This is a genomic window from Neorhizobium vignae (genome assembly GCF_000732195.1).
Taxonomy (GTDB): Bacteria; Pseudomonadota; Alphaproteobacteria; order Rhizobiales; family Rhizobiaceae; genus Neorhizobium; species Neorhizobium vignae.
On the sequence record NZ_JNNU01000019.1, the window covers coordinates 44,471 to 50,910 of the forward strand.

General features: G+C 60.3%; 5 protein-coding genes. All 5 read left to right on the forward strand.

All coding sequences use genetic code 11. The annotated features are described in order from the left end of the window. The first annotated feature begins 54 nt into the window (after window positions 1-54). Window positions 55-510, forward strand: coding sequence for a DM13 domain-containing protein (locus GQ59_RS25525; protein ID WP_244448062.1), 456 nt, complete (start codon window positions 55-57; stop codon window positions 508-510). 27 nt (window positions 511-537) lie between these two features. Further along, on the forward strand, window positions 538-837 hold the full coding sequence (locus GQ59_RS25530) for a hypothetical protein (protein ID WP_037086660.1): 300 nt from the start codon (window positions 538-540) through the stop codon (window positions 835-837). A gap of 637 nt (window positions 838-1,474) precedes the next feature. Continuing rightward, the gene (locus GQ59_RS25535; RefSeq protein ID WP_037086662.1) at window positions 1,475-3,622 is read left to right on the forward strand and encodes a type I secretion system permease/ATPase; all 2,148 of its coding nucleotides are present in this window, start codon (window positions 1,475-1,477) and stop codon (window positions 3,620-3,622) included. Beyond that, window positions 3,619-5,076: an HlyD family type I secretion periplasmic adaptor subunit gene (locus GQ59_RS25540; protein ID WP_037086664.1), complete on the forward strand. Its 1,458-nt coding sequence runs from the start codon at window positions 3,619-3,621 to the stop codon at window positions 5,074-5,076. Before GQ59_RS25535 ends, GQ59_RS25540 begins: the two co-directional genes overlap by 4 nt. An 87-nt stretch (window positions 5,077-5,163) precedes the next feature. Beyond that, window positions 5,164-6,440 (forward strand): M10 family metallopeptidase (locus GQ59_RS25545; protein ID WP_037086666.1); only part of this gene is annotated, 1,277 nt, incomplete at its 3' end.

A 6,440-nucleotide genomic window follows, 5' to 3' on the forward strand; every position in this document is an offset into this window, starting at 1 on the left:
TAACTTCTGCTTTCAGGAGATGATAGGGGCGAGGATGGTATGCGGAAATTCTTGATGCTGACCGTCACACATCTTGTATTTGCGGCTCTCGGCTTTGCCGGCGGTATCTACGCCCTGCCGATCCTGACTGCGCCACCGGCGCCCACCGTGGCGGAGGTGACGACCGCTGCCGTTACGGCGCAGTTCACCGGCGAATTCCGCCGTGACCTGAAGGACAGCGACTTCCTGCACTGGGGCGAGGGCAAGGTCTCGGTCAACCCGTCCAATATCAGCCTGATGGGCAAGCTGTCGCCCGGACCGGACTACAAGCTCTATCTGTCACCGGAATTCGTCGAGACCGAGACGGATTTCAAGCGGCTGAAATCGCAGATGACGAGGATCGGCGACATCAAGACCTTCGAGAATTTCATCATCGACATTCCGCAGGGCACCGATGTCGGCAAGTTCAACACGGTGGTCGTCTGGTGCGAATCCTTCGGCCAGTTCATCACCGCCGCCAAATATCGCTGATCGCCTTCAGCGCGGCGGCAGCGCAGGATGGAAGTCCGACCGGATCTGCCGCGCGTGGTCCTCCACATAACGGGCGATCTGGTCTGCGCCGTCGATCCAGCGGAGCGCCTGCGAGCGGCGCCGCATCGCCTCGTTCTCGCCGGTGTCGAGCAGCCGCTCGACCAGCTCTCCCGCAATCGGCAGGTCGAAATCGCGCCGCAGGGTGAGGCCGAGCCACTGAGTTCGGCCCAGCGCGCCCGGTTCAGCTGCAGGTCCATTTCGTCCGCCTCGTTCGGAACGAACAGCGTCGGCACACCGCCGATGACGTTTTCGTGGAACGTGTTGTAGCCGGCCGCGGTGATCGCCGCGTGGAAGGCGGTGCTGTAGCGGAAGATCGGATAGAGGCTCGCGACGCGGTGCCGTTCGTTGCGCTCCGCCACCTCTTCGGTTTCCACGGCGATCGGTGACCGGAATTCCAGGACGACGATATCCTCCGGGGCAAGCAGCAGATCCAGTAGTTTGCGGTGCGATCGAACACAAGATGGACATCCACGAAAATGCCACCTGGGTCATGAACTATGGCGAGGCGACCGGTTACCTGATTGGCGCTGAGGTAAATACCCAAATTGGGTTAAAGTGGACGGCCGCTATCGGGGCTGCCAAGTTAAGGCTGAACGACTGAAAAGCGGGCGCCATCCCGATATGGCTGCGGGTGGTCGAAGGCCCCGACTATACCAGTTTATCGAGACAATGAGAAAAGGGCGCAGGGTGTCGGCATCGGTAATCATGGAGCAGCAAGCGTCGTGCCATGGTTGTGACTCGTGGGTAATAGGTCACACGCCATCCCGAAATCTCGGGAGTGCAATATTCCCATAGATTGTAGACGTGAATCCGCCTACATCTGCAGGCGCAAACCGTCGGCAACGGCTGCGGGGAAGGGTGCCTGGCACCAGCAACGAAAACGCTCAGGGGATTGTTTCGCGGCATGGATGGCGTCGTTTCGCAGCAGCTCGACTCGGGTCTCCGTGCGCTGTGCGGCATTGCGGCTTTCTATCGGATCGCAGCCGACCCTCAGCAACTGCAACATGATCTCGCCCTGAAGGGCCGGCCCTCGCAGGCGCTTGATCTGCAGCGCGCCGCCAGGCTGATTGGCCTCAAAGCCCGCCCGATCGAAAAGGTTAGCGAACGTCGCCTGCGCACAATTCCGGTGCCGGCAATCGTGCGGGTGAAAGGCGGTGCCTTCCAGGTGCTTGGCGGCCTCAATCCCTCCGGAAAGTACCGGCTGATCGATCCCGTTACGCGGGTCGATCGGGAAATCGAGCCAGAGGACATCGCATCGGAGATCGGAGGGAGTGTCCTACTCGTCGGGCGACGCTTGGGCGGCGAGGGCTCGGATCCGCGGGAGTTCGGTCTCAAATGGTTTGTGCCGTCCATCTGGCGCTATCGAAAGCCGCTGGCGCATGTTCTGCTCGCCTCGCTTTTCGTGCAGATATTCGCATTGGTGACCCCGCTGTTTTTCCAGATCGTCGTCGACAAGGTCCTGACGCACAAGGGCTACTCGACCTTGTTCGTGCTGGTGGCCGGCATCGCCATCATCGGCCTCTTCGATGTCGTGCTTCAATATCTGCGGACTTACGCGCTGGCCCATACGACCAACAGGATTGACGTCGAGCTCGGTCAGCGGCTGTTCCACCATCTATTGCGGCTGCCGCTTGGTTATTTCGAGACCCGTTCTGCCGGCCAGACGGTGGCACGTGTCCGCGAGCTCGAGACCATCCGCGCTTTCCTGACCGGGCAGGGGCTGTTTTCGGCGATCGACCTTCTTTTCACCTTTGTCTTCATCGCGGTGCTTTTCGCCTATTCCTGGAAGTTGACGCTAATCGTGGTTGCCGCGATCCCGATCTATATCCTGATCGGCATGGTCGTGCGTCCGCCTTTGCGGGAGTTGGTCAAGGAGAAGTTCAATCGCGGCGCCGCCAGCCAGCAGTTCCTCGTCGAAGCGATCGTCGGCGTCCACACCGTCAAGGCTTCGGCGGTAGAGCCGATCATGCAGGCGCAATGGGAAGAAAAGCTTGCGGCCTATGTGCGGACGGCTTTCGACACCACGCTGCTCAGCGCCGGCGGCCAGAACGCCATCCAGTATGTGAGCAAGCTTTCGACCGCGGCCCTGCTGCTTTTCGGGGCCAAGGCGGTCATCGACGGTGAACTTTCGGTCGGCTCGCTTGTCGCCTTCAATATGATCGCCGGGCAGGTGACGCAGCCGGTTTTGAGGTTGTCGCAGCTCTGGCAGGATTTTCAGCAGGTGCAGATCTCAGTCGACCGCCTTGGCGACATCCTGAACACGCCGATGGAACGGCACCCCGGCGCCCGCGTGGCGCTTCCGCCGCCCAAGGGGGTGATCCAGCTTCGAAATGTCACGTTCCGCTACCGGCCGGGCTTGCCCGAGGTTTTAAAGAACATCTCTCTCGACATTCATTCCGGCGAGGTCATCGGCATTGTGGGCGCCTCCGGTTCCGGCAAATCGACGCTCACCAAGCTCGTCCAGCGCCTCTATATTCCGGAAGAGGGACAGGTGCTGCTCGACGGCGCCGACCTGTCGCAGCTCGACCCGGCCTGGCTGCGCAGCCACATCGGCGTCGTCCTGCAGGAGAACCTTCTCTTCAATCGGACGATTCACGACAATATCGCCTTCTCAAATCCTGCGATGCACCGTGCCCAGGTGATCGCCGTTGCCAAGCTCGCAGGCGCAGACGAATTCATCGCGCGGCTGCCGCAGGGCTATGACACGATGATCGAGGAACGCGGCGCCAACCTTTCCGGCGGCCAGAGGCAACGCATCGCGATTGCCCGTGCGCTTGCGACGAACCCGACGATCCTGATCTTCGACGAGGCGACCAGTGCCCTCGATTACGAGAGCGAACGGGTCGTCCAGACGAACATGCACCAGATCGCCCGGGGCAGGACGGTCATCATCATTGCGCACCGGCTTGCCGCTGTCAGGCCGTGCAGCAGAATCATCGGCATGGCGGATGGGCGGATCGAAGAAATGGGCAGTCATGAGGAACTGCTCAAGCGTCCGGACGGGCTCTATGCGCGGCTTTGGGCCCTGCAGAACGACAGGGGCGCGGCATGAGGAGCGCGCCCGCCAAGGCCGCCCGATATACCGGCCTTCCGCCGAGGCCGGCAAAGCGCTCCGATCACGAGTTCCTGGCGCCCGCTCTGGAAGTCCTGGAGACACCACCCTCGCCGGTGCGCATGGCGCTGATCCTGATCATTTGCGCCTTCACCGCAACCGCCTTGATCTGGTCCTATGTCGGCCGCATCGACATTATCGCTGCCGCCCAGGGCAAACTCCAGCCGACCGGGCGCGTCAAGGTCGTCCAGCCGCTGCTGACCGGCAAGGTGGCGGCGCTTCCGCCGCCAAACGGGACCCATGTCGAAAAAGGCGATATCCTCCTTGTACTCGATCCGACCGATGCCCTTGCCGATGAGACGGATGCGGCAAAGGGCCTGGCATCCATGCGTGCCGAGGTCCGGCGCCGCAAAGCGATCGTGGATCATGTCCATTCGCGCGTGCCGAATGCGCCGTTACCAACGATTGCATGGGACGCGGATGTACCCGATGAGCTGCGCCGAAGGGAGGATGGCATTCTCCGGGGCGATCTTGAACAACACCAGGCCGCAGTCGCCTCGCTTGCGGCTCAGAAGTACCAGAAGGAAGTGGAACGCGATCGCCTAACCGTGACGCTTGCGGCTCAGAACTCTCTGGTCGAAACGCTGAACGAGCGCGTGACGATGCGCAGCGCACTCGCGTCAAAGGATGCGGGGACGATGGCAAGCGTCATCGACGCGACGGAAACGCTGAAGGAGCAGGCGACGCAGCTTGCAATGCAGGAGGGCCGGCTTGCCGACGCTGTGGCAAGCATCGAGGTCTTTGCGAGGGAGAAGGACAGGGTAACGCGGGTGTTTCTGAGCGACCACCTCGCGCGCCTCGGCGACGCGGAGCGTCGGGTCGAAGAGCTTGAGCAGCGCCTGACGAAGGCAAGAAATTCGCGGGAGCAGATGACGTTGCGCAGCCCGATCGCCGGCACGGTACAGGCATCCTCGATCACCAGTGTAGGGCAAGTGGTGAGCGTCGGTCAGGACGTCATGCGCGTCGTGCCCGAGGGCAGTGCGCTGGAACTCGAGGTCTACGTCTTGAACAAGGACATCGGCTTCATCAAGCTTGGCCAGGAGGCGGTCGTCAAGCTCGAAGCCTTTCCGTTTACCCGCTATGGCACGATCCCGGCCCATGTCACGAAGATTGCGTCGGATGCCATTCCGGAACCCGACGCCGCGCGCCGCGAAGGGGATGCCGCAGCAAGGCAGGCGGGGAACGTCTTCGGCGGCGCCGAAAGAATGCAGAACCTAGTGTTTCCGGTGACGTTGAGTCTGGACGTCGACCGGGTTTCGGCGGATGGACGTGACGTCAAGCTCAGTTCGGGCATGTCGGCGACTGCGGAGGTTCGGACGGGAGAGCGCCGGATACTCGAGTATGTGTTTTCGCCTTTGGTCGAGGTCGCGGAGGAGGCGATGCATGAACGATGAACCGCGTGCGTCTCTAGCTCCGTCGGTACCGGACCGGAATTTCGATCTGAGAACACACTTTGCCACGAAAGAGCAGGCAGGGGTTTCATGACGGGCATTATCACTTCCACAAAGAACGTGCACTTGACCGGAGATAAGAGAGTCGACGGGCTTATCAGCGGCTACGCGTGGGATGGCACGATAACCTATGCGTTTCCCACCAGTTCGACCTCGTACTCGTATAATGACGAGAAAAATTTCGGATTCTCCTCGATTTCCTCGCAGCAGCAGGCTGCGGCCTTGATCCTCATGGAACAATCCTACGGAAACACGGCGAATGACGGTTTTTCCGTAGAGGGATTTACCAACGCCGAGTTTGTGGCCGGAGACGTAAACACTGCAACGGTGCGATTTGCTCAGTCATCCCACCCGGATCTTTCGACGGCATGGGCCTATTATCCTGATACCGACAGCGTCGGCGGCGATATCTGGTTCGGGACGGAATATGCTGGCACCGTAGATGACTATCGGTTTCCGGAGTTCGGCAACTATGCGGGACATACGTTGGCGCATGAACTGGGTCACGCTCTTGGCCTGAAACATGCTCATGAACCGGATAACAATCCGGCAATCGTACCGAGCAATTACGATTCTCTCGAATATACGATCATGACCTATCGCACGTATATCGGAGACGTTCCGAACGGCTACGAATACGAGCAGAATAGTGCGCCACAGAGCTTCATGATGCTCGACATCGCCGCTTTGCAGGAAATGTATGGCGCCGACTACACGACCAACGGTGACGATACCACCTACAAGTGGAATCCGAATGAAGGCGTTACCTATGTCAATGGCGTCGCGGCCATCACGCCCGATGCTAACAGGATATTCGCAACGATCTGGGACGGCGGCGGTGTCGATACCTATGACCTGAGCGCCTATACCACCCGCCTTAGAATCGACCTGAGAGCCGGCGGCTACTCTTTCTTTTCCCAAGCCCAGTTGGCCGATCTGGGCGGTAGCCTGAACAATGGTTATGCCCGCGGTAACATTTTCAACGCGTTGCTTTATCACAACAACCTAGCGTCGCTGGTCGAGAATGTTCAAGCAGGCTCCGGCCACGACACGATTGTGGGCAACGAGGTGAGCAATACCCTTTGGGGTAACGCCGGAAATGACGCGCTTGACGGCGGTGCGGGCGACGACACGCTGATTGGAGGCGCCGGGTCAGACACGATGTCGGGCGGGGTGGGGGATGATCTCTATGTGGTCGATATCGCGACCGACATTGTGATCGAGAACCTGAATGGAGGAACGGACACAGTCGAGATAGCGATTGCGAGTTATGCGCTCAGTGCCAATGTCGAGAACCTCGTCTATAC